15 protein-coding genes are annotated in these 18,969 nt (G+C 71.8%); 4 read left to right on the top strand and 11 right to left on the bottom strand.

The window, feature by feature from the left end:
- The 8 genes from ftsW to rsmH all read right to left on the bottom strand — a co-directional run bounded on the left by ftsW (nt 1) and on the right by rsmH (nt 10,657).
- The gene (gene ftsW / locus AC07DS_RS21225; RefSeq protein ID WP_479147412.1) at nt 1-1,362 is read right to left on the bottom strand and encodes a putative lipid II flippase FtsW; all 1,362 of its coding nucleotides are present in this window, start codon (nt 1,360-1,362) and stop codon (nt 1-3) included.
- Between the two features lie 97 nt (nt 1,363-1,459).
- Nucleotides 1,460-2,908, bottom strand: coding sequence for a UDP-N-acetylmuramoyl-L-alanine--D-glutamate ligase (gene murD / locus AC07DS_RS21230; protein WP_479147414.1), 1,449 nt, complete (start codon nt 2,906-2,908; stop codon nt 1,460-1,462).
- Nucleotides 2,890-3,963, bottom strand: coding sequence for a phospho-N-acetylmuramoyl-pentapeptide-transferase (gene mraY, locus AC07DS_RS21235; RefSeq protein WP_186581281.1), 1,074 nt, complete (start codon nt 3,961-3,963; stop codon nt 2,890-2,892). Before mraY ends, murD begins: the two co-directional genes overlap by 19 nt.
- Nucleotides 3,960-5,366, bottom strand: a complete 1,407-nt coding sequence (locus tag AC07DS_RS21240) for a UDP-N-acetylmuramoyl-tripeptide--D-alanyl-D-alanine ligase (protein WP_479147416.1) — start codon at nt 5,364-5,366, stop codon at nt 3,960-3,962. Before AC07DS_RS21240 ends, mraY begins: the two co-directional genes overlap by 4 nt.
- A 4-nt stretch (nt 5,367-5,370) precedes the next feature.
- Nucleotides 5,371-7,026 carry a UDP-N-acetylmuramoyl-L-alanyl-D-glutamate--2,6-diaminopimelate ligase gene (locus tag AC07DS_RS21245; protein ID WP_479147418.1) on the bottom strand — a complete coding sequence of 552 codons (1,656 nt, stop codon included), beginning with the start codon at nt 7,024-7,026 and terminating at the stop codon, nt 5,371-5,373.
- A 44-nt stretch (nt 7,027-7,070) separates the two neighbouring features.
- Nucleotides 7,071-9,035: a peptidoglycan D,D-transpeptidase FtsI family protein gene (locus AC07DS_RS21250; protein ID WP_479147420.1), complete on the bottom strand. Its 1,965-nt coding sequence runs from the start codon at nt 9,033-9,035 to the stop codon at nt 7,071-7,073.
- Between the two features lie 5 nt (nt 9,036-9,040).
- Entirely contained in the window at nt 9,041-9,637 is a 597-nt protein-coding gene (gene ftsL / locus AC07DS_RS21255; RefSeq protein WP_479147421.1) for a cell division protein FtsL, read from the bottom strand.
- A 63-nt stretch (nt 9,638-9,700) separates the two neighbouring features.
- Nucleotides 9,701-10,657 carry a 16S rRNA (cytosine(1402)-N(4))-methyltransferase RsmH gene (rsmH, locus tag AC07DS_RS21260; RefSeq protein WP_145875236.1) on the bottom strand — a complete coding sequence of 319 codons (957 nt, stop codon included), beginning with the start codon at nt 10,655-10,657 and terminating at the stop codon, nt 9,701-9,703.
- A 355-nt stretch (nt 10,658-11,012) separates the two neighbouring features.
- On the opposite strand from rsmH, the gene AC07DS_RS21265 reads away from it, so the two are divergent.
- From AC07DS_RS21265 to AC07DS_RS21280, 4 genes are all read left to right on the top strand, one after another.
- Nucleotides 11,013-11,624 carry a beta-class carbonic anhydrase gene (locus AC07DS_RS21265; RefSeq protein WP_479147423.1) on the top strand — a complete coding sequence of 204 codons (612 nt, stop codon included), beginning with the start codon at nt 11,013-11,015 and terminating at the stop codon, nt 11,622-11,624.
- Between the two features lie 266 nt (nt 11,625-11,890).
- On the top strand, nt 11,891-12,931 hold the full coding sequence (locus AC07DS_RS21270) for an AAA family ATPase (RefSeq protein ID WP_479147425.1): 1,041 nt from the start codon (nt 11,891-11,893) through the stop codon (nt 12,929-12,931).
- Nucleotides 12,931-14,289: a DUF58 domain-containing protein gene (locus tag AC07DS_RS21275; RefSeq protein WP_479147428.1), complete on the top strand. Its 1,359-nt coding sequence runs from the start codon at nt 12,931-12,933 to the stop codon at nt 14,287-14,289. The genes AC07DS_RS21270 and AC07DS_RS21275 overlap by 1 nt, the downstream gene beginning before the upstream one ends.
- The gene (locus tag AC07DS_RS21280; RefSeq protein ID WP_479147430.1) at nt 14,289-16,676 is read left to right on the top strand and encodes a transglutaminase TgpA family protein; all 2,388 of its coding nucleotides are present in this window, start codon (nt 14,289-14,291) and stop codon (nt 16,674-16,676) included. The genes AC07DS_RS21275 and AC07DS_RS21280 overlap by 1 nt, the downstream gene beginning before the upstream one ends.
- Nucleotides 16,677-16,778: 102 nt before the next feature.
- Here the strand turns inward: AC07DS_RS21280 and AC07DS_RS21285 are convergent, their stop codons facing one another.
- The 3 genes from AC07DS_RS21285 to AC07DS_RS21295 form a co-directional block, all read right to left on the bottom strand.
- Nucleotides 16,779-17,165 (bottom strand): DUF3040 domain-containing protein, encoded by a 387-nt coding sequence (locus tag AC07DS_RS21285; RefSeq protein WP_145875246.1) that lies wholly within the window; start codon nt 17,163-17,165, stop codon nt 16,779-16,781.
- Nucleotides 17,166-17,442: 277 nt separating this feature from the next.
- The gene (locus tag AC07DS_RS21290; RefSeq protein ID WP_468807877.1) at nt 17,443-18,270 is read right to left on the bottom strand and encodes a class I SAM-dependent methyltransferase; all 828 of its coding nucleotides are present in this window, start codon (nt 18,268-18,270) and stop codon (nt 17,443-17,445) included.
- Between the two features lie 124 nt (nt 18,271-18,394).
- On the bottom strand, nt 18,395-18,955 hold the full coding sequence (locus AC07DS_RS21295) for an SAV_6107 family HEPN domain-containing protein (RefSeq protein WP_479147432.1): 561 nt from the start codon (nt 18,953-18,955) through the stop codon (nt 18,395-18,397).
- Between the last annotated feature and the right edge of the window lie 14 nt (nt 18,956-18,969).

Below are 18,969 nucleotides of genomic sequence, written 5' to 3' on the forward strand. Positions count from 1 at the left end.
TCACCGCTCTCCGGACGAACGCGCCACCGAGGCACGCCGTCGCATCGTGTTCCATCTCCGAGGCCCCCGATCCATCCTGGCGCCTCCAGCCCGCTTTCTACCAAAGCGAGGTTGCCGCATCGCAAGCGCCGCCCGCGCAGCGGGTTCGTCGCGTGCGAAGGCGATCAGCAGCCCGATGGCGAACATGGTCGGCAGCAGGGCGGACCCTCCGTAGGAGAACAGCGGGAGGGGGACACCGGCGATCGGCAGCAGACCGAGCACCGCACCGATGTTGATCACTGCCTGAGCGATGATCCAGGTGGTCACGCCTCCCGCGGCGTACCTCACGAAGGGGTCCTCCGTGCATCCGGCCACGCGGATACCCGCATAGCCTAGAGCCGCGAACAGGGCGAGCACCGACAGCGTCCCCGCCAGGCCCAGTTCCTCACCGGTGACGGCGAAGATGAAGTCGGTGTGCGCTTCGGGTAGTTGGCCCCATTTTTCCACACTCGCGCCGAGACCGGATCCGAAGAGTCCGCCGGAGGCGAGGGCGTAGATCCCGTGCACGGCCTGCCAGCAGTCGGCGACCCCGGCCTTCGGCTCGGTGGCGCCGATGCAGGCGAGCCGGGCCATCCGGTTGGGGCTCGTCTTGATCAGGACCACACCGATCAGACCGGCGACCGAGAGGACGCCGGCGAACAGCCGGGTCGGCGCCCCCGCGAGCCACAGCAGACCGAACAGGATCGCCGTGAGAATGATCGCGGTGCCCATGTCGCCGCCGAGCATGATCAGGCCCAGCAGCATGAAGGCGACCGGCACCAGCGGCACCAGCATGTGCTTCCACTGGGTCAGCAGCTTCTTCTCCTGCTTGCGGGCGATCAGGTCCGCTCCCCACAGCACCAGGGCGAGCTTGCCGAACTCACTGGGCTGGATCTGGAAGGAGCCGCCGAGGGAGATCCAGTTCTGGTTGCCGTTGACCGCCATCCCTATCCCCGGCACCTGCACCAGGGCCATCAGGAAGACGGCGCCGGCGAGGATCGGGTAGGCGAGTGCGCGGTGCAGCTTCACCGGCATGCGGGAGGCGGCGAACAGCAGCACACCGCCGATGAGCGCGGCCAGGGCCTGCTTGCGGAAGAAGTACGACCCCGGCAGCGACAGCTGCAGCGCGGTGATCTGGGAGGCCGAGTAGACCATCACCAGGCCCAGCACGGTGATCAGCAGGCTGCCGCCGAGGATCAGGTAGTAGGCGGTCAGCGGCCGGTCCCAGGCCTTGCGCGCGCGCGTGTAGAGCCGCAGGAAGGGGTTGTCGCCCGACGGCCGGGGTGCCTCGGGCCTTCTGGCGGCACGCTGGACCGGAGGACGGCCTGTACGGCTACTGGACATCACCGGCTCCTCGCACCCGCCGACCAAACCCGAGCCACATCCGCCTCACGCGTCCCTCCAAGGGTCCCGAAGCACCCCAGGTGGCCGAGACCCGCCGTCAGGCGCCCGCGCCGAGTTCGCGGACCGCCTCCGCGAACGCGTCACCGCGCTGGTTGTAGTTGGTGAACATGTCCATGGAGGCACAGGCCGGGGCCAGCAGCACCGTGTCGCCGGGCTGCGCGAGCCGCTTCGCCTCCGTCACCGCCTGGAGCATCGCCCCAGTGTCGGCCCGTTCGAGGTCGACGACGGGTACTTCCGGGGCGTGTCGCGCGAGGGCCTCGCGGATCAGGGCACGATCCGCGCCGACAAGGACGGCACCGCGAAGTCGCTTTGCCGACTTGGCGACCAGCTCGTCGAAGGTCGCACCCTTCGCCAGACCGCCCGCAATCCATACAATCGACTCATATGCCGCCAAAGAGGCTTCCGCGGCATGGGTGTTGGTCGCCTTGGAGTCGTCCACGTAGGCCACTTCGTCGATGTCGGCGACGTGTGCGATGCGGTGGGCGTCCGGCCGGAAGGCCCTGAGACCGTCGCGCACGGCCCTCGCGGGCACCCCGAAGGCGCGCGCGAGGCCCGCGGCGGCAAGGGCGTTGGCGATGTTGTGCGGGGCCGGCGGGTTGACGTCGGAGACCTCGGCCAGCTCCTGCGCGTTCTTGTGGCGGTTCTCCACGAAGGCGCGGTCGATCAGGATGCCGTCCACGACGCCGAGTTGGGAGGGGCCCGGGGTGCCGAGGGTGAAGCCGATGGCGCGGCAGCCCTCCTCCACGTCCGCCTCTCGCACCAGGTCCTCGGTGAGCTTGTCGGCCACGTTGTAGACGCAGGCGACCCGGTTGCCTTCGTAGATCCGGCCCTTGTCGGCGGCGTAGGCCTCCATGGAGCCGTGCCAGTCGAGGTGGTCCGGGGCGAGGTTCAGGACGACCGCGGAGTGGGCGCGCAGGGAGGGCGCCCAGTGGAGCTGGTAGCTGGACAGTTCGACGGCCAGGACGTCGTAGCGCTCCTCGCCGAGGACCGCGTCCAGCAGGGAGACGCCGATGTTGCCGACGGCGGCCGTGCGCAGGCCTGCGGCCTCCAGGATCGACGCCAGCATCTGGACGGTGGTGGTCTTGCCGTTGGTGCCGGTCACGGCCAGCCAGGGGGCCGCGTCGGGGCCCCGCAGGCGCCAGGCCAGCTCCACGTCGCCCCAGACGGGCACGCCCGCCCGCCCGGCCGCGAGGAACAGCGGCTTGTCCGGCTTCCAGCCGGGCGCGGTGACGATCAGCTCGGTGCCCTCCGGCAGGGTCGCCCCGTCGCCGAGGCGCACGGTGATGCCGAGCGCCTCCAGCTCCGCGGCCTGCTCACGCGCGCGTGCGTCGTCGCCGTCGTTGACGACCGTGACGATCGCCCCGCGCGCGTGCAGCACTTTCGCCGCCGGGACGCCGGAGACGCCGAGCCCGGCGACGGTGACGTGCTTGCCCTGGAAGTCAGAAGGCTCAGAAGGCACCGAGGAGGTCACTTGTCCGCTGCCCATCCCGCATAGAAGAGGCCAAGTCCGACAATCACACAGATTCCCTGGATGATCCAGAAGCGGACCACCACCAGGACCTCGGACCAGCCCTTGAGTTCGAAGTGGTGCTGGAGTGGCGCCATCCGGAAGACGCGCCTGCCGGTGAGCCGGAAGGAGCCGACCTGGATGACGACCGACATGGTGATGAGGACGAACAGGCCGCCCATGATGGCCACCAGCAGCTCCGTGCGGGAGAGGATGGCCAGGCCCGTCAGGACACCGCCGAGGGCGAGCGAACCGGTGTCGCCCATGAAGATCTTCGCCGGCGAGGTGTTCCACCACAGGAAGCCCAGACAGGCGCCCATCAGGGCGGAGGCGACCACGGCGAGGTCCAGCGGGTCGCGCACCTCGTAGCAGGCGGCCGGGTTGGTCAGGGTGCCCGCGTTGGCGCAGGACTCCTGGAACTGCCACACGCCGATGAACGTGTAGGCGCCGAAGACGAGGACGGAGGCGCCGGTGGCGAGGCCGTCCAGACCGTCGGTGAGGTTCACGCCGTTCGACATCGCCAGGATCATGAACAGCGCCCAGACGACGAACAGCACCGGGCCGATGGACCAGCCGAAGTCCGTGATGAACGACAGCTTGGTGGACGCCGGGGTGTTGCCCCGGGCGTCGGCGAACATCAGCGACAGCACCGCGAAGCCGATGCCGACGATCAGCTGGCCGGCCATCTTGGCCTTGGCCCGCAGACCCAGCGAGCGCCGCTTGACGATCTTGATGTAGTCGTCCAGGAAGCCGACCAGACCCATGCCGAACATCAGGCCGAGCACCAGCAGGCCGGAGTAGGTGGGCGGGTAGCCGGTGATGAGCTTGCTCAGGAAGTACGCGGCGATCGTCGCCAGGATGAAGGCGATACCACCCATGGTGGGCGTACCGCGCTTGCTGGCGTGCTCACGCGGGCCGTCGTCACGGATGTACTGGCCGTACCCCTTGCGGGCCAGCAGCTTGATCAGCAGCGGGGTCCCGATCAGGGTCAGGAAGAGGCCGATGACTCCCGAGAACAGGATCTGCTTCATCATCGGGCGGCAACCTCACCCTCGGCACCCGTCTCGACGAGCGCCTGGGCGACGCTTTCGAGCCCCACCGAACGGGACGCCTTCACGAGTACGACGTCCCCTGGGCGCAACTCGCTGCGCAACAGGTCGACCGCCGCCTGTGCGTCGGACACGTGCACCGACTCCTCACCCCACGAACCCTCGTTATATGCGCCCAGTTGCAGCCAGGAGGCCTCAATCCCCCCGACCGCGACGAGCTTGCTGACGTTGAGCCGGACGGCGAGCCGTCCGACGGCGTCGTGCTCGGCGAGCGCCTCGTCCCCCAGCTCGGCCATCTTGCCGAGCACCGCCCACGTGCGGCGCCCCTTGCCCATGGCCGCGAGCGCCCTGAGGGCGGCCCGCATGGACTCGGGGTTGGCGTTGTAGGCGTCGTTGACGATGGTCACGCCGTCCGGGCGCTCGGTGACCTCCATCCGCCAGCGGGAGAGGGAGCCCGCCTCGGAGAGCGCGGTGGCGATCTCTTCCGCGGACAGACCCAGCTCATGGGCGACGGCGGCCGCGGCGAGCGCGTTCGACACGTGGTGCTCACCGTACAGGCGCATGGTCACATCGCTTGCACCGGAGGGTGTGTGAAGCCTGAAGGCGGGCTGTCCGCTGTCCGTGAGTCGCACGTTCTCGGCGCGTACGTCCGCTTCGGCCGACTCTCCGAAAAGGACCACCTTCGCCTTGGTACGGGAGGCCATGGCACGTACCAACGGGTCGTCGGCGTTGAGGATCGCGGCCCCGTCCTCGGGCAGCGCCTCCACCAGCTCGCCCTTGGCCTGCGCGATCTGCTCACGGCCGCCGAACTCGCCGATGTGGGCGGTGCCGACGTTGAGCACCAGGCCGATCTTCGGCGGGGTGAGGCCGGCGAGATAGCGGATGTGGCCGATGCCGCGCGCGCCCATCTCCAGGACGAGGAACCGGGTGTCCTCGGTGGCGGACAGAGCGGTCAGCGGCAGCCCGATCTCGTTGTTGAGCGAGCCGGGCGTGAACACGGTCGGCGCCTTGCTCTGGAGCACCTGGGCGATGAGGTCCTTGGTGCTGGTCTTGCCGGCCGAGCCGGTCAGGGCGACGAGGGTCGCGCCGAGCCGTTGCACGACGTGGCGGGCGAGGGCACCGAGGGCGGCCTGGACGTCGTCCACGACGATCGCGGGCACGCCGACGGGACGCGACGCCAGTACGGCGACCGCGCCCGCCTCCACGACGGCCTGCGCGAAGTCGTGGCCGTCCACGCGCTCACCGACGAACGCGGCGAACAGGGTGCCGGGCACCACCTCGCGGGAGTCCCGGACGACCGGTCCGGTGACCTGGACGGACGGATCCGGTATGTCGTGCGTCTGCCCGCCGACGACTGCTGCGATCTCGGCGAGGGAGAGGGCGATCACAAGTTCATCCCTGGGTCTTCTGGATAGCTTCGCGAAGCACCTGGCGGTCGTCGAAGGGACGGACCACGCCGGCGATGTCCTGGCCCTGCTCATGGCCCTTGCCCGCGACCAGCACGGTGTCGCCGGGCTGTGCGCGGCCCACGGCGGCCTCGATCGCGGCGGCCCGGTCCTCGAACAGGAGCACCTCGCCGCGCTCGTGCGCGGGCACGGAGGCCGCGCCCTGGAGCATGGTCGCGAGGATCGCGAGCGGGTCCTCGGAGCGGGGGTTGTCGGAGGTCAGCACGGCCGTGTCGGAGAGCCGGGCCACGGCGGCGCCCATCGGGGCGCGCTTGGTCTGGTCACGGTCGCCGCCGCAGCCGAGAACGACGTGCAGCCGGCCCTTGGTGACCTTGCGCAGCGCCTTGAGCACCGACTCGACCGCGTCGGTCTTGTGCGCGTAGTCGACGACGGCGAGGTAGGGCTGCCCGGCGTCCACCCGCTCCAGGCGGCCGGGGACACCCGGTACGGCGGCTACGCCGTCGGCGGCGACCTGCGGGTCGAGGCCGGCCACGGCGAGGGCGACGATGGCGGCGAGGGTGTTCGCCACGTTGAAGGGGCCCGGCAGCGGCGACTTGGCGTGGATGCGCTCGCCCTCGGGGCCGACGACGGTGAACGTCGAGTCCATGGGGCCGACGTGGACGTCCTGGGCGCGCCAGTCGGCGTCGGGGTGGCCCTCGGCGGAGAAGGTGACGACCGGGACGGTCGCCTCCTTCGCGAGCCGGCGGCCGTACTCGTCGTCGGCGTTGATCACAGCGAGTTTGCTGCGTTTCGGCGTGAACAGCTGTGCTTTGGCCCGGAAGTAGTCCTCCATGTCGGAGTGGAACTCCATGTGTTCCGGGCTGAGGTTGTTGAACACGGCGATGTCGAAGACACAGCCGTCGACCCGGCCGAGGACCAGGGCGTGGCTGGAGACCTCCATGGCGACCGCCTCGACGCCGCGTTCGCGCATGACCGCGAACAAGGCCTGCAGATCGGTGGCTTCGGGGGTGGTGCGCTCGGACTTGATGCGCTCGTCGCCGATGCGCATCTCGACGGTCCCGATGAGCCCGGTCTCGCGGGTGGTCCTGAGACCGCCCTCGACCAGGTAGGCGGTGGTGGTCTTGCCCGAGGTGCCGGTGATGCCGATCTGGAGCAGGTCACGGCCGGGGCGGCCGTAGATCGTCGCCGCCAGTTCGCCCATCCGCCCGCGCGGGTCCTCCACGACCAGGACCGGCAGTCCGGTCGCCGCGGCGCGCTCGGCGCCCGTCGGGTCGGTCAGCACGGCGACCGCGCCGAGGCCGGCGGCCTGGGTCACGAAGTCGGCGCCGTGCAGGCGGGCGCCCGGAAGGGCGGCGTACACGTCGCCGGGGCGGACGGCGCGCGAGTCATGGGTGATCCCCGTGACCTCGGCGGCGCTGTCCGGAGCGGCGGCACCCAGCTGATCGGCCAGTTCCGCGAGGGGTGTGGCGGAGACCTGAACCGGTCGCGGCGGTCCCGGATATGTCACGGAAGCGCCCTTCTGGGTGATTTGGGACTGATCAGCGTGTGGCACGGCGGTGAGCGTACCGGGCGCACCCGCTCCGGAGCGAAGTGAGGGCTCTGCGGCGCCTTGGTTCCCGGAATCGGGGGTGATCGTTCTCACGGGCTCGTTCCTGGTGGTGTTCCGGTGGTGCGGGGTGGGGCTGATCAGGGCTTGTAGTCGACGGGCAGGTTCGCCGGCTTCGCCCCGGTCGGCGGGATCTGGAGGGTCTTCAGGGCGAACTCCATCACCTGCTTGTAGATGGGTCCGCAGATCTGGCCGCCGAAGTAGTTGCCGGACGTGGCGTTCTGGATGGCGCAGTAGACGGTGATCCGCGGGTTGTCCGCGGGTGCGAATCCGGCGAACGACGAGGTGTAGCCGCGGTAGCGGCCGGTGGCCGGGTCCACGCGGTTGGCCGTACCCGTCTTGCCCGCGACCCGGTAGCCGGGAATACGGGCCTTGGCACCGGTGCCCTGCTCGTCGTCCACCACGGACTCCAGCATCTGGGCGAGCGTCCTGGCCGTCTTCTCGCTGACCACGCGCGATTTCCTGGGCTGCGTTGCAGGGGTGAAGCGGCCGTCGGCGCCCTCGGTGCCGCGCACCAGGGTCGGCTCGACGCGGACACCGCCGTTGGCGATCGTCGAGTACACGGATGCGGCCTGCATGGCGCTCAGGGAGAAGCCCTGACCGAAAGGAATCGTGTACTGCTGCGACGTCGACCACTTGCCGACGGGCGCGAGGATGCCCCTGGTCTCGCCGGGGAAGCCGAGCCCGGTGGCACCGCCGATGCCGAACTTGCGCAGGTACGAGTCGAGGACCTTGTTGGCCTCCGGCTGGGTCCTGCCGAGCTGGCCGGTGGCGAGGATGGTGCCGATGTTGCTGGATTTGGCGAGCACGCCGTTGAGCGTGAGGTACCAGGTCTTGTGGTCGATGTCGTCCTGGAAGAGGCGGTCGCCGCGGTGCAGCCGGTTCGGTACGACGACGTGGGTGAGCGGGGTGGCCGCGTTCTGCTCCAGCACCGCCGCCATCGACATCACCTTGGCGGTGGAACCGGGCTCGTAGGCGTCCTGGACGGCCGCGTTGCCCATGGCCGCCCCGTCGGCCTTCGACAGGTCGTTCGGGTCGAAGCCGGGCGAGTCGGCCATGGCCAGGATCTCGCCGGTGCGGGTGTCCTGGACGATGACGTAGCCGCGGTCCGCCTTGGACTTCTTGACCTGCTCGGTGATGGCGTTCTGCGCGGCCCACTGGATGTCGCGGTCGATGGTGAGCTCGACGTCGCTGCCGGGCACGGCGGGTGTCTCCGTCGAGCCCGCGGTGGGCACCTCGCGGCCGCCGGACTGGGCGTAGCGGATTTTGCCGGCCTTGCCGGACAGCTGCTTGTTCAGCTCCTGCTCGATGCCGCCGCCACCCTGGCCCTCGGCGTTGACCCAGCCCAGTATCCCGGCGGCGAGCTCGCCGTTGGGGTACACGCGCTGGCTGCTGGGGTCGGCGAAGACGCCGGCGAGCACGTTGGCCGAGCCGCTGTCCGTCCTGGCCTTCCGGGCGAGCGCGCTCTTCAGGTCCTTGATCTGCTTCCAGACCTGCGGGGTCTGCCGGGTGGCGAGCCGTGCGTAGCGCGACAGCTTGTTCGTGGGCCTGAGCTTCTTGACGATCGTGGCCTGGTCCTGGCCGAGGATCGGCGCGAGCAGTGCGGCCGCCTGCTCGGGCCCGTCGCCGGTCTTGAGCTGCTCGGCGGTGAACATCGTCGGGTCGGCCGTGATGTCGTACGCGTCCTCGCTGATGGCGAGGGCCACGCCGTTGCGGTCGGTGATCTGGCCGCGCTCGGCGGCCAGGGTGTGCACGACGTACCGGTTCAGTTCGGCCTTGGCGGCGTACGCGTCGGCGTCGACGGCCTGGACCTGGAGCAGCCGTACGACGAAGGCGAGCAGCACCAGGGTGAGCGCGAGGCCGACCATGCGCAGCCGGGGGCGGGGGCTGCCGAGCCGGAGGGCGGGCGGGGGCATGGGCCGGGCCCCGCCCGGCCGGCGGGCCGGACGGGCACCGGGCCCGGGCTGCCGCCGTACGGCGCCCCGCGGCCGGGGCGGCTTCGCGGGGCCGGGCACGCGGCGGCGCTGCGCTTCCCTGTCGGACACTTCCGTCACCTGCCGGGGGTCGGGGTGGGCGCGGACTGGAGGGCGGTGGGCGGTGGTGGCACCGCCCCGGCCGGGGCGGCCGCCGGGGCCGGGGCCGAGGGGGCGGAGGTCACGGGCGGCTGTGCCGGCGCGACCGGGGGGAGCGAGGGGGTCGCGGCGACCGAGGGCGGCACGGAGGCGCCCGGGGCCGTGAGGACGGTCTCCGGGGCGACCGGCTGGGCGAAGGTGGCCGGCTCGGGGACGGCCGCGTTCGGTACGCCCTTCACCTTGCCGTCGGAGCCGAGGAAGGCCGGGTCACCGCCCGGGACCATGCCGAGTTCGCGGGCACGGCGCTGGAGGGCGTCGGGCGACGAGTAGGCGTCGATGTCCCGCTGCAGGGCCTGTTCCTCGTCGGTGAGGCCCTTCGTCTGCTTCTGCAGGTCGTCGAGTTTGAACGAGCCTTCGCTGAGGGCGGAGTTGAGCACCAGCAGCCCGATGAGACCGCCGCCCAGCAGCAGGACGACGAGGAGGACGAACGGGGTGCGGGCCGCGCGGGCGCGGCCGGCCGGGAAGAGCCGGGCGAGCCGGGCGGCCCTCCCCTTCAGTTCGGGTTTCCTACTCACTGGGCCTCCGGTGGCTCCGGCGCGCCGACGGGTGAGTTCGGAAACCCAACCGACCCGATTCGCTCACTCGGCGTCCTCCCTGATGCGCTCGGCGCCCCGCAGCCGGGCCGGGGCGGCCCTGCGGTTCTCGGCGACCTCTTCCTCGGTGGGAAGTTCGGCACCGCGTGTGAGCAGCTTGAGCCGCGGCTGGTAGCGCTCGGGCACGACCGGCAGCCCGGGCGGCGCGGTGGACGCGGCGCCGGCCGCAAACACCTGCTTCACCAGCCGGTCCTCGAGCGAGTGGTACGACAGCACGGCGATGCGTCCGCCGACGCCGAGAGCCTTCACCGCGCCCGGGATCGCCCGCTCCAGGACGGACAGCTCGCCGTTGACCTCGATGCGCAGCGCCTGGAAGGTGCGCTTGGCCGGGTTGCCCCCGGTGCGCTTGGCGGCCTGCGGCAGCGCGTCCCGGATCAGCTCGACGAGCCGCGCGCTATTGCTGAACGGCTCCTTCTCGCGCTCGCGGACGATCGCGGAGACGATCCGCTTGGCCTGCTTCTCCTCGCCGTACGCGCGCAGGATCCGGACCAGCTCGCCCGCCGGATAGGTGTTGAGGACCTCGGCGGCGCTGATGCCGGTCGTCTGGTCCATGCGCATGTCGAGGGGGGCGTCCTGGGCGTAGGCGAAGCCGCGGTCGGCCTCGTCCAGTTGCATGGAGGAGACGCCGAGGTCGAACAGGACGCCCTGCACGCGCGGGATGCGCAGCCGGTCCAGTACGTCGGGCAGCTCGTCGTAGACGGCGTGCACCAGGGTGGCCCGGTCACCGAAGGGCGCGAGCCGCTCGCCGGACAGGCGCAGCGCCTCCTTGTCCCGGTCGAGGGCGACGAGCCGCACCTCGGGGAACTGCGTCAGCAGGGCCTCGCTGTGGCCGCCGAGGCCGAGGGTGCAGTCGACGACCACCGCTCCCGGCCGCTCCAGGGCGGGCGCCAGCAGATCCAGGCACCGCTGGAGCATCACCGGGACGTGTCGACTCTGGCTCAAGGGGGCCTCTCAGTTCCGGCGGGCCGTACGCACCGCCGGGTCCCCGCCCGCTCCGTGAAGGGGAGGCCTGCCGGCGCCGGAAGCGTCAGCCGACCGGGAGCGGGAGGAGGCCGAGCCGTACGTACGCGCCGCGCACGTGGGGAGACGGTCCGGGTGTGGGCCGGGGTCTCCGGGGATTTCACCAGCAGGGAGAGCCGCCCCTCCCGCTTCGCGTCACTTTAGTCCACCGTGTCTCGCGGTCAATCAACCAGCCTGCGCGTCGCGTACTGCACCTCGGGCGGAGTGGCAATTCGAAAAGATTCACCCGTCCGGCCCACGTTTGCCCTCCGTGTGGGTTAGCTCACAACAAGCCACGATGACGTTCTTTGTCCGCTCTCACAGCAGGCCGGGACCGGGGGTGACCAGTAACGTCGTGACTATGACGACTTCCGCAGCAGTTCCCACTGGATCCGAAGACGCCATAACCACCGGTGGCACCGTGACGGACCGCCTGGTGGAGGCCAACGAGCACTACGCCGAGGCCTTCACCGACCCCGGCATGGACGCCCGTCCGGTCCTGCACGTGGCCGTGGTGGCCTGTATGGACGCCCGGCTCGACCTGCACGCCGCCCTCGGCCTGCAGCTCGGCGACTGTCACACGATCCGCAACGCGGGCGGCGTGGTCACCGACGACGTGATCCGCTCCCTGACCATCAGCCAGCGCAAGCTCGGCACCCGCAGCATCGTCCTGATCCACCACACCGGCTGCGGCCTGGAGGCCCTCACCGAGGACTTCCGCACCGAGCTGGAGATGGAGGTCGGCCAGCGTCCGGCGTGGGCGGTGGAGTCCTTCCGGGACGTCGACCAGGACGTGCGTCAGTCGATGCAGCGGGTGCGCACCTCGCCGTTCCTGCTGCACGCCGACGACGTGCGCGGCTTCGTCTTCGACGTGCGCACCGGCCTGCTGCGCGAGGTCGACCCGGCCTGAGCGGGGCCGTCGGCCCACCCCGAACACCCCCGCGCCGGGAAAACATTCCCCCGCACGGCATCGAAAACAGTGGTCGAAAAGGTCGTAAGACCGACATCGTGCGGGCAGTTGTCCACAGGCGAGTGACACGAATCGGTAACGGCAGCAAGAATGCGGGGTGTGGGCGTCGCGTGGAACCTTTTCCACGCGGTGTCCGTGTTTTCGGGGTGGGCCGGTTTCGCATCGCAGAGCGTCGGCCCGAGTAAGAACGGGCCGAGGAGGGCCGGGTGACGACCTATGACGATCGAGCGAGCCTCACTGATCTGACCGCCACTGTGGAGCGTGTCCGCAGTTCGGTGGAGGGTGTGATCGAGGGCAAGCCCGAGGTCGTACGGCTTTCGCTGACCGTACTGCTCGCCGAGGGACATCTGTTGATCGAGGATGTCCCCGGCGTGGGCAAGACGATGCTTGCCAAGGCACTGGCGCGGTCCATCGACTGCTCCGTGCGGCGCATCCAGTTCACGCCCGACCTGCTGCCATCGGACATCACCGGTGTGTCCATCTGGGACCAGCAGCGCCGGGACTTCGAGTTCAAGCCGGGCGCCATCTTCGCGCAGATCGTGATCGGCGACGAGATCAACCGCGCCTCGCCCAAGACCCAGTCGGCGCTGCTGGAGTCCATGGAGGAGCGCCAGGTCACCATCGACGGGCACAGCTACGAGCTGCCCAGTCCCTTCATGGTGGTGGCCACGCAGAACCCGGTGGAGATGGAGGGCACCTATCCGCTGCCCGAGGCGCAGCGCGACCGCTTCATGGCCCGGGTCTCCGTCGGCTACCCGAGCGTCGAGGCCGAGCTGCAGATGCTGGACGTGCACGGCGGGGTCTCCCCGCTGGAGGACCTCCAGCCGGTGGCGCACGCGCACGAGATCGTGAAGCTGATCGAGGCGGTGCGCGGGGTGCACGTCTCCGAGGCGGTGCGGCGGTACGCGGTGGAGCTGGTCGCGGCCACCCGCACGCACCCCGATCTCAGACTCGGCGCCTCCCCGCGCGCGACGCTGCATCTGCTGCGCGCGGCGAAGGCGTCCGCCGCCCTCAGCGGCCGGGAGTACGCGCTGCCGGACGACGTCCAGGCACTCGCCGTCGCCGTCCTCGCCCACCGGCTGCTGCCCACCGCCCAGGCCCAGCTCAACCGCCGGACGTCCGAACAGGTGGTGCTGGAGATCCTGCAGCACACCCCGGTGCCCGCGGCGCCGCAGCAGCAGAGCGGCTTCGGAGGTCTCGGCCGGGGTGTCCCGGCCTATCCGCAGCAGCCCCCGCGGAGTCTGTGATGAGCGCCGGGGGGACGGGGCAGGCGGAGCCCGACCGCGGGGAGGCGGGCGGGGTCCGGACGGCCCTGGCGGGGCTCACCACGCGCGGTCGTTCCTTCCTGGCCGCCGGGATCGCGGCCTCGATCTGCGCGTACGTGCTGGGCCAGGAGGATCTGCTGCGGGTCGGCCTGCTGCTGGCCGTGCTGCCCCTGCTGTGCGCGACCGTGCTCTACCGCACGCGCTACCGGGTGGCCGGCAGCCGCCGGCTCTCCCCCGCGCGCGTGCCCGCGGGCAGCGAGGCCCGGGTGCACCTGCGGGTGGACAACGTCTCCCGGCTGCCCACGGGCCTGCTGATGCTCCAGGACCGGGTGCCCTACGTGCTCGGGCCCCGGCCGCGCTTCGTGCTGGACCGGGTGGAGCCGGGCGGCCGCCGCGAGGTGTCCTACCGGGTCCGCTCGGACCTGCGCGGCCGCTATCCGCTGGGTCCGCTGCAGCTGCGGCTGACCGACCCGTTCGGGATGTGCGAACTCACCCGCGCCTTTTCGACGTTCGACTCGCTCACCGTCATACCGCGCGTGGAGCCGCTGTCGCCGGTCCGGTTCAGCGGTGAGGCCAAGGGGTACGGCGACGGGCGGCAGCGCTCGCTGGCCCTCGCGGGCGAGGACGACGTGATCCCTCGCGGGTACCGCTACGGCGACGACCTGCGCCGGGTGCACTGGCGCTCCACCGCGCGCTACGGCGAGCTGATGGTGCGCCGCGAGGAGCAGCCGCGCCGCTCGCGCTGCACGGTCCTGCTGGACACCCGGGGCATCGGTTACGAGGGCGCGGGCCCCGACTCGGCCTTCGAGTGGGCCGTCTCGGGCACCGCTTCGGTCCTGGTGCACATGCTCGAACGGGGCTTCACGGTCCGCCTGCTGACGGAGAACGGCAGCTCGGTGCCCGGCGAGGGCGCCGACGGGTTCGCGGGCGCCGGGCAAAACTCCGCGGACGCGGCCGGGCTGATGATGGACACCCTCGCGGTGATCGACCACTCCGACGGCACGAACCTGTCCCGGGCGTACGACGGACTGCGCGGCGGGAACGGGGGGCTGCTGGTCGCCTTCCTGGGCGATCTCGACGAGGAGCAGGCCGCGGTGGTCGCGAAGATGCGCCAACGCAGCGGCGGTGCGATCGCGTTCGTGCTGGACCCGGACACCTGGGTGCGGGAGGCCACGGACGTACCGGGCCCGGGCGGCCGGCAGGACGAGCGGCTGCGCATGCTGCGCGAGGCGGGCTGGACGGCGCTGAGCGTGCCGCGCGGCGCCTCGCTGAACGATCTGTGGCGGCAGGCCGACCGGGAACGCTCGGGCCTGACCGCGGTGAGCGGGGAGGCACTGTGATGAGCGGCCGGGCACGACTTGCCCTCTGTGCCGCCGCGGCGACGCTGATGGCCGCGTGCGCACTGCTGCCCCTGGTCGACCAGCCCACGTGGCTGTTCCAGACGGTGCTGATGGTCGCCGTGCAGACCGGAGTGGGCGCGGCCGCCCGGCGGGTGCCGCTGGCGCGGCCGCTGACCGTGGCGGCGCAGGTCCTGGTCACCCTGATGATGCTGACCCTGGTCTTCGCCCGGCAGCAGGCGCTCGGCGGGCTGGTCCCCGGTCCGGAGGCCTTCCGGCACTTCGGTGACCTGCTCCAGCAGGGCTCCGACGACGTCAGCCGGTACGCGATACCGGCACCGCTGACCGACGGCATCAATCTGATGCTGATCGGCGGTGTCCTGGTGATCGGCCTGCTGGTGGACACCCTCGCGGTGACCTTCCGCAGCGCCGCCCCGGCCGGACTGCCGCTGCTCGCGCTGTACTCGGTGGCCGCGGGACTGTCCGGCGGCGGCACCGACTGGCTGTGGTTCCTGGTCGCGGCGGCCGGCTATCTGATGCTGCTGCTCTCCGAGGGCCGGGAGCGGCTGGCCCAGTGGGGCCGGGTCTTCGGCGCCGCGGCCCACGCCCCGGGCGACCCGGAGGCCGGCGCGGTGGCCCCGGTGCGCTCCGGACGCCGGATCGGCGCGGTCGCCCTCGGTGTCGCCCTGGTGGTGCCGCTGGCCCTGCCCGCGATGCAGGGCGGCCTGCTGGACGCCGCCGGAGCGGGCGTCGGCCCGGGCAACGGGAACGGCGGCACGATCTCCGCGGTCAACCCCCTGGTGTCACTGCGCGACAGCCTGAACGTGGAGAACGACCGCCAGGTGCTGTCCCTGAAGACCAGTGCCGGCGATCTCTCGGACATGTACCTGCGGATCGTCTCGCTGGACGACTTCGACGGCACCACCTGGAAGCCGTCCCAGCGGCACATCGTCGGCGTGCCCGACGTCCTCCCCACACCCGTGGGCCTGGGCACGGGCGTCAAGCGCACCACCGTGAAGACGACGATCACGGCGGCGGACTGGTACGCGCAGGACTGGCTGCCGATGCCGTACCCGCCGAGCGGCGTGCGGGTCAGCGGCAACTGGCGGTACGAGCCCGTCGGCATGACGCTCGTCGGTGACCACGGCCAGAACACGCGGGGCGAGACCTACCAGGTGAACAGCCTGGACGTGCAGCCGACCGCCGAGCAGCTGGCCGCGGCCAAGCAGCCGCCGGCGGCGCTGCGGCGCGAGTACACCAAGGTGCCGTCCAGGCTGCCGAAGGTGGTGGCCAGGACCGCCGAGGAGATCACCGCGGGCTCGGCGAGCCACTACGAGGAGGCGGTCAAGCTCCAGGACTACTTCGCGGTGTCCGGCGGCTTCCAGTACGACACCCAGGTGGAGGTCGGCCGCGGCCCCGACGCGATCGCGGCCTTCCTGAAGAAGAAGCAGGGCTTCTGCGTCCACTTCTCCTTCACGATGGCGGCGATGGCCCGCACGCTCGGCATCCCCGCCCGGGTCGCGGTGGGCTTCGCGCCCGGCACCCCGCAGGCGGACGGCTCGGTCTCGGTGAGTCTGAAGGACGCGCACGCCTGGCCCGAGCTGTACTTCGAGGGCGTGGGCTGGACCCGCTTCGAGCCGACCCCGACCCGGGGCACCGTGCCGTCGTACACCGTGTCGAAGACGCCCGGCAGCTCCGAGCCGGACGAGGCCCTGCCGTCCCACGGGGCGTCAGCGGCGCCCTCGGTGTCGGCCTCGCCGAGCGAGGACTGCACGGCCCAGCTGCGGGGGCTCGATCCGTGCGGCAGCCCGTCCGCGGCGGTGGCCCTGGACAGCGGTGGCGGCGATTCGGGGCGCTGGCTGTGGTACGTGCTGATCGGGCTCGGCGGCCTGGTGGTGCTGGCGATCCCGCTGGCGCCCATGCTGTGGCGGGCGCGCGTGCGCTCCGTACGGCTCGGCGCGCACGCGCGGACCGAACAGGGCGCGGCGGCACACACGCTGGCGGCCTGGCACGAGCTGGTCGACAGCGCCTGGGACGTGGGCATCCTGCCGGACGAGTCGCAGACCCCGCGCAAGGCCGCGGCCCGGATCGTGCGGCTGGGAGATCTCGACCCGGCGGCCGGGGCCGCCGTGCACCGGGTGGCGGACGCACTGGAGCAGGTGCTCTACGCGCCCCGGCCGCGCCCGGTGGCGGGCCTGGCCGAGGACGCGCGCCGGGTGATCGCCGGCCTGAACGGCGGCGTGAGCGCCGGGACGCGGCTGCGGGCACGGTTCGCACCGCGGTCGGCGGTGCGGGTGCTGTGGGCGGTGTCGGCCCGGTGGTCGGCGCTCAGGGCGCGTGCGGTGGCGGCCCGGCCGACGCTGCGCAGGCCTTCGGGGCAGCAGGGCTGAGACAGGAGAACGCGTGAGGGGTGACCACCGGCTGGTGGTCACCCCTCACGGATGTCTGCTGTGGTGTGCGCGAACCTGTGACGGGCGCGAACCGGCGAGCGGCTAGTGGCCCTGCTGCTCGTCCCTGCGGCGCTGCCAGCGCTGCTCGATCCGGTCCATCATGGAACGCTTCTGCCGTACCTGGCGGCGCGGGGCGGCCGCGGGCTGCTCACCCGGCTTGGGTGCCTTCCGCCAGCCTGTGACCGCGAGTACGGCACAGCCCAGCATGACGAGGAAGCCCACCACGCTGACCCAGATCTGCTGTGCGACCATTCCGGCCATGAGGAGCGCGATACCCACGAGGAAGCCCACGACCGCCTGGTAGACCCGCCGCCGGGTGTACGTCCGCAGCCCACTTCCCTCAAGCGCCGACGCGAACTTGGGATCTTCGGCGTACAGCGCTCGCTCCATCTGCTCGAGCATGCGCTGCTCGTGCTCCGAGAGCGGCACGGAGTCCTCCTCATCGTGCAGTCGCCGGGGCGACCCGGGGGGTCCCTTCAGGATAGGCAGGGAATCGCCCCCGTGAAACCCGCCCCTCTACGCCAATAGGCCAACCGGAATCCGCCATGGCCGTCCCGGCTCGCTGAGGCTTCCATTCCCCGGCGACCGAGCCGTCATGCCGGACGGTATACCTCGATCATACGGCGCAAACCGCTCGATCGGGGGTCTTGTGGCGTACTCCATCTGCCGCCAAGTCCCTGATCAGCGCCGGGTCCCGGAACGCCGCTCAGGCCCCCGCGGCCCCCCGCGTCTCACCGAGCACATGGAGCTGGGTGGCGACGGAGTGGAAGGCGGGCAGTTCGGCCGCCGCGGCCTCCAGCTTGAGCAGGGCGTCGAGGGCGCCGGGCTCGGTGTCCACGAGGACGCCGGGCACCAGGTCGGCGAAGACCCGCACGCCGTGCACCGCACCGACGCTCAGGCCCGCACCCTCGACCAGCGCGGTGAGCTGTTCCGCGGTGAAGCGGCGCGGCATCGGGTCGCCGGCGCCCCAGCGGCCCTCCGGATTCTCCAGGGCCTGCTTGGCCTCCGTGAAGTGACCGGCGAGGGCCCGGGCGAGGACGGCACCGCCGAGGCCGGCGGCGAGCACGCTGAGGACTCCCTCGGGGCGCAGCGCGGCGACCGCGTTGCGCAGACCCTCGGCGGGGTCGTCGACGTACTCCAGGACGCCGTGGCACAGCACGGCGTCGTAGCCGCCGCGCTCGACCACCTCGAACAGGCCGAGGGCATCGCCCTGAACACCCTTGACCCGGTCGGCGACACCGGCCTCGGCGGCTCGGCGCTCCAGTGCGAACAGCGCGTTCGGGCTGGGGTCGACGACGGTGACACGGTGACCGAGGCGGGCGAGGGGCACGGCGAAGTTGCCGCTGCCGCCTCCGGTGTCGAGCACGTCCAGCGAGTCCCGCCCCGTGGCCTTGATCCGGCGGTCGAGGGCGTCCTGGAGGACCTCCCAGACCACGGCGGTACGGAGAGAGGCGCGGGGTCGGGAGGAGCCGGAGCGCAGCGACGTCGTGTGAGGGTGGTCGGGGGAGACGGGCGGGCGCATCGGGTCCGACACGGCAGTTGACTCCTCGGCAGGGCGGACGGCTTCAGGCGGACTCCACCCTATTGCCTCCGGCGCCGTACCTGGTCACCGCGGAGGTGCACTGCCGTGTCCGTTCCGACCGGTGGACCGCCGCCGGTCAGCCCGCGTCCGGGAGGCCACCGTGCGGGCCCGGGCCGCCGCGCTCGCCGGTGTCCTGCCGGGGCTGGGGCAGGACGGGCTGGAGCACCAGCATCCGCTCGACGATGCGGAGGAACATCCCCGCGTCGCGTATCAGGTCGTCGGCGTCCCGCTGTCCGGCCGCTCCCCGGATGCCCGCCTCGGCGCGGGCCCGGCGGGTGGCACCGGAGGCGAAGAGCGCGCTCCACTCGGTCAGTTCGGGGGCGATCTCGGGGAGCACCTCCCAGGCGCTGCGGATCCGGGCCCGGCGGCGCGGGGAGGTCTCGGGCCGGGCCCGGGCGGCGAGCACGGCGGCGGCGGTGCGCAGCGCGGCGAGGTGGGCCGTCGCATAGCGCTCGTTGGGGGTTTCCAGGGCGGCGGCCTCCTCGAGACCGGACCGGGCCAGCGTCAGCAGGTCGAGGGCGGCGGGCGGGGCCGTGGCCCGGCGGAGCACGGGGTGCACATCGCTCGCCGGGCCGGTCAGTGAGGGGGCAGGGCCGGTGGCGCGGCGCCGGTGGGCGGCTGCGGACGAGTTGGCCATGACGAACCTCCTGT

Source organism: Streptomyces sp. NPDC044064 (assembly GCF_056434245.1).

Bases quoted from the DNA above. Each gene is read 5' to 3' on its own strand.
- AC07DS_RS21275 (WP_479147428.1), top strand. From the start codon at position 12,931: ATGAGCGCCGGGGGGACGGGGCAGGCGGAGCCCGACCGCGGGGAGGCG.
- AC07DS_RS21265 (WP_479147423.1), top strand. From the start codon at position 11,013: ATGACGTTCTTTGTCCGCTCTCACAGCAGGCCGGGACCGGGGGTGACC.
- mraY (WP_186581281.1), bottom strand. From the start codon at position 3,963: ATGATGAAGCAGATCCTGTTCTCGGGAGTCATCGGCCTCTTCCTGACC.
- AC07DS_RS21295 (WP_479147432.1), bottom strand. From the start codon at position 18,955: ATGGCCAACTCGTCCGCAGCCGCCCACCGGCGCCGCGCCACCGGCCCT.
- ftsW (WP_479147412.1), bottom strand. From the start codon at position 1,362: ATGTCCAGTAGCCGTACAGGCCGTCCTCCGGTCCAGCGTGCCGCCAGA.
- murD (WP_479147414.1), bottom strand. From the start codon at position 2,908: ATGGGCAGCGGACAAGTGACCTCCTCGGTGCCTTCTGAGCCTTCTGAC.
- AC07DS_RS21280 (WP_479147430.1), top strand. From the start codon at position 14,289: ATGAGCGGCCGGGCACGACTTGCCCTCTGTGCCGCCGCGGCGACGCTG.